Raw genomic sequence first — 3,850 nt, forward strand, 5'->3', positions numbered from 1 at the left:
TTTCATTGCACCAGGAACAGGGTTGATCCCCTTCGGAATATTGTATTTCAATCGGATATTTAGAAGTCGATTTTTCCTGATATGATTGGACTTTACATAATTAGCAGGACTGTAACCTAAAGTCCTGTTTTTACCATAAAGGATTAAAAACCAGCCCGATTTTGGCTGGTTTTTTGCTTATTATGGATTCATGGCTAAGCGGATTCCTTTTATAAGCATATCTACATCCGCATTGGTGATTTCTTTGCGAAGGGACCGTAAGTTTTTCACAGATCGATCTCGTGTAGGATAGGAAATCATCTTAGAAAAGCATTTCCATACACAAGGGTGTTCCGCTCGTTCCTTATTTTCAACAACGCTATTCGAGTACCACATCGAATAAGAACCATCAGACTTTTTCTCTATTGTTGTATGCCCATAGACAAAAAGCTTATCAAATCCATTTACCTGGACTTCATCTCCTTCTGACCATGTAATCGGTCTGATGTGAGCGCGATGAGAATCTCCCCCATATGAAAATACCGCCAGCTCAGCTAAATGATTACAAAATCTCTTTGACGGCCCTGTAAGGTTAAACATTTCTACTACTTGTTCAGAGGTTAAAATAGGCATTGTATGACACCCTTTCGCGATTTGAGTTTAGATAGAAAAGATATCAAACAGAATATCTTTAATTTTTTCGATGCGAGCATGGTTCAGTTGTACGGATTTCGTATTTCCAATGTTTTTTTGTTGCTGTTAGTGTTTTAAGTGCCTCCTACTGTACATCGTATACCTATTATCGGATGTAGATAATTAAATGTGTATTTTAACTATTCTCCCGTTAGCCTCCATGCCGCAGGGCACGGCACCTGTTTCCGAATCGACAATCATTGGAACATAATGTTCATTAAGTTCTGCCCCTCCATCAAACGCAACAAGCATAGAGTGCATAACCCCTACGATGATTTCATTTATAACTGTCTGGAAGGCTGTTTTCTCTTCCTGCGTTTTTTTAACACACCTCATAACATAGTAGCTGATAATTATTATTTTTCCTCTTATTGAACGTTACTGTACATTAGTTAAGCAAATAAAGACACGTGCCGAAACAGACTGTACCATTATCAGTTCTCATTAGTGAGCCATAAACCCACATAACAGGTAATAATTTATCAACTTATCAATAACCATCGTGTTTGAAACGATTGAATCAAAAGAAAAAGCCACTCCGGAGAGTAGCCTGATTTTGAATCCTAAAATTTTTTATTCCTTATTCATTTCATATAAATAAAAAATGTAATCTGTTGAAGTACCTGGATGCCCTAATTCTCGTAACATGGTCGTGATGTTCCCACGGTGATACGTTCCGTGATTCACAACATGCTGCACCAATTCGGAAAGTCGGGTTTCCAATCGCCCAAAATGGGGGTGTTCACAAGAAATGGCTTTATCCAAATCCTCTTGACGGTCAAGAAATGCTTTGTAACGTTTAGATAGGTGTGAAAATACCATTTCTATTTCTTCATTTTTTTTTGCTGTCGTTTCTGCCATGAGGCGTTTCACTACATCCATGGTTTCATTAAAGCTGTCACCAGACATCACACTTAACCATAGAGCATCAGTTTGATAAATATGAAGCAACATCTTTGAAATAGACGAATCCACATTTCCAATTTCCTGATTATAAATGTGCGGCGGAAGTTCTTTTATATGGCCAAAGATTCGTTGATTCGCCCATACATGATAATCATACGTTTGCAATGAGTGATGTTTCATTTTCATCCCTCCTGTCAACTTATTCGACAGGATACAGATATTTCCTCTTATGTACGTAATTCAGCACTCTCTTTCGTAATTATAAAAGTGTTCTAACTCAACTTTCGCAGAGAGATAGGCTATAAAGATTCTTACTATATAAGGCTAGATCGCGATTTAGAAACATAAGAATAAAAAGCAACTAGATTTCCTGGCTGCTCCTGTAAAAATGATTAAATTAAACACTATTTTTTCTTTAGGTTTATTATGAATCCTTTAACTCTTCTAGATGGTTTAATAATTCAGCAAACGAATTACATAGGTAAGATAAACCTTCCTCTGGGTTCTCATATGCTTCTTCATGATCCCAAAAAACAATAGTTGGTTGAGTATTTGATTGACGATAATCAAAGCAATAGCAATTCCCAAATGGATCGTTTGCAAATGGATAAACGTTATCTACAAGCCGATCCTTTATGTTGTTATACACATCAAGAATATATAAACTTTTGCTGTTTTCAGAAAAACTCAACAAGAACTTAAATGCTTCTTCACGTTCCCCTATATTCAAAGCTTTTTTTCGAAGAGGGGTACAGCCGTGATATTCTTTTGCTACTTCTCGGTAATCAGAAGGAAAGGTAACACCCCACTGGTCCTCTACTGCTTTTATTTCTTCTTCCGTTGCATCAACATGGCTTTTTCTTTTATACCATTCAACATCATTTACCACGAGCTATCCATCCTCACTTTCCTTTTCCCCATATTTTATAGCCACCGGTATGGCCTGTTTTACTGTGTATATTAGAATCTACAAGCTGCATTTTTCCGGGTTCTTGATGGTGATGCCAAGTGTAATTTTCTAGTTCTCCACTAAATTCCAAATCCTCTATTTCTTCATCGGTCAAACCAATTTCATCTTTCAAATGCGGATTCGCTTTTAAGTCCTGTAACAGTTTTTCGTTGCATCTTTTATCATGTATCTGTCTGCTTTTCTTGTAATCCGCTGGGTGAAGATGCGTTTCATACTTGGAATCAAAGATAGGGAATCCATCACGATCATAGGGAACTCCTGTTACCGGGTGTTTATCCCCTTGCAGGTGTCCCATCCTAAGTTTAATTGTTTTATTTTTATTTCCATCATCGTATGTATAAGAAACAGCCTTATACAAATGATCCTTAAAAGATTTCGTGTTGAAAACGTTGTATGGAATTTTACTCCCGGAGGCATACGCCGGTTGTAAACCAGCTTGCCTTCCTAACGGAGACATAGGGAAACGAGCACCTTTTGATAGCTTTGCAATTTTATCTGCACCCTTGGTTCCAATAAGCCCAATTCCGACTTGTGTTAATGCGTAAGAGAACCATTGAGACCGGCTATGCGCATCCCCGTTGATTACATCCCGTTGCCACGACGTTTCAAGAGCATTCCACATTAATGAAGCGGTGTCTACAGGATGCGCGATGGCATTACCAAGCCCCTCTAACGTGTCTAAAGGATGGGTAACCAGTTGAACAATACCATCTACCGTATTTCCTACCGCTTTACCTGCTCCATCCCAGATTCCCGAGAGGACATCTCCAATGCTAAATCCATCATTACCTAGGGAACCATTTTGTCGATTCCATTGCTCAAGAGGAGTTTCACCCATTGCCAATGCTAAAGCAACAGCATCAGCCTGTTCAAATTCATGAACTGTTTTTTCTACAGTGTTTGACGCTTCGGTTATCGTTTGTTGGTAATAATTCATTTCTCGTTGTAAGAGGTAAAATAATTCACCCGCATATGTACTTTCAATCTCTGGATATACCTCTCGCAGGCCATTAAACTCATAGCGCAGCCGACCTGCAATGGCTTTTACAGAATCGGCTTGTTTTTCAAGTTCTTGTTCAAGCTGTTTCATTAATTCAGGGTTAATCTGGATTTTTCCCACTGCATCTCCACCTTTGTAAATGTAGTGTGCAAAAAGGGTGATCCTGACTTCTGTACATTTCCTTTTTTACATTATTATACTATTTTTTGTTATATGGAAGTCTTCTTTTTTATTTTTAAAGGGTCTGTTATTGTTTGTTATTTATTTAATTATAGAACTAATGATTCACGTTAGCTTAATAA

5 protein-coding genes are annotated in these 3,850 nt (G+C 37.9%); all 5 read right to left on the reverse strand.

All coding sequences use genetic code 11. The annotated features are described in order from the left end of the window. Positions 1–180: 180 nt before the first annotated feature. The gene (locus tag MBEAL2_RS28280; RefSeq protein WP_047155525.1) at positions 181–612 is read right to left on the reverse strand and encodes a hypothetical protein; all 432 of its coding nucleotides are present in this window, start codon (positions 610–612) and stop codon (positions 181–183) included. Between the two features lie 183 nt (positions 613–795). Then, positions 796–1,008 carry a hypothetical protein gene (locus MBEAL2_RS28285; RefSeq protein ID WP_047155526.1) on the reverse strand — a complete coding sequence of 71 codons (213 nt, stop codon included), beginning with the start codon at positions 1,006–1,008 and terminating at the stop codon, positions 796–798. 237 nt (positions 1,009–1,245) lie between these two features. Then, the gene (locus tag MBEAL2_RS28290; RefSeq protein ID WP_047155527.1) at positions 1,246–1,758 is read right to left on the reverse strand and encodes a DinB family protein; all 513 of its coding nucleotides are present in this window, start codon (positions 1,756–1,758) and stop codon (positions 1,246–1,248) included. Between the two features lie 244 nt (positions 1,759–2,002). Continuing rightward, positions 2,003–2,467 (reverse strand): SMI1/KNR4 family protein, encoded by a 465-nt coding sequence (locus tag MBEAL2_RS28295; protein WP_047155528.1) that lies wholly within the window; start codon positions 2,465–2,467, stop codon positions 2,003–2,005. Positions 2,468–2,480: 13 nt separating this feature from the next. After that, positions 2,481–3,668: an HNH endonuclease gene (locus MBEAL2_RS29890; RefSeq protein ID WP_052948087.1), complete on the reverse strand. Its 1,188-nt coding sequence runs from the start codon at positions 3,666–3,668 to the stop codon at positions 2,481–2,483. Positions 3,669–3,850 lie beyond the last annotated feature (182 nt).

The organism is Aneurinibacillus tyrosinisolvens (assembly GCF_001015055.1).
Classification (GTDB): domain Bacteria; phylum Bacillota; class Bacilli; order Aneurinibacillales; family Aneurinibacillaceae; genus Aneurinibacillus_A; species Aneurinibacillus_A tyrosinisolvens.

Coding starts and splice junctions, on each gene's coding strand:
- MBEAL2_RS28285 (WP_047155526.1), bottom strand. CDS start 1,008: ATGAGGTGTGTTAAAAAAACGCAGGAAGAGAAAACAGCCTTCCAGACA.
- MBEAL2_RS28280 (WP_047155525.1), bottom strand. CDS start 612: ATGCCTATTTTAACCTCTGAACAAGTAGTAGAAATGTTTAACCTTACA.
- MBEAL2_RS28290 (WP_047155527.1), bottom strand. CDS start 1,758: ATGAAACATCACTCATTGCAAACGTATGATTATCATGTATGGGCGAAT.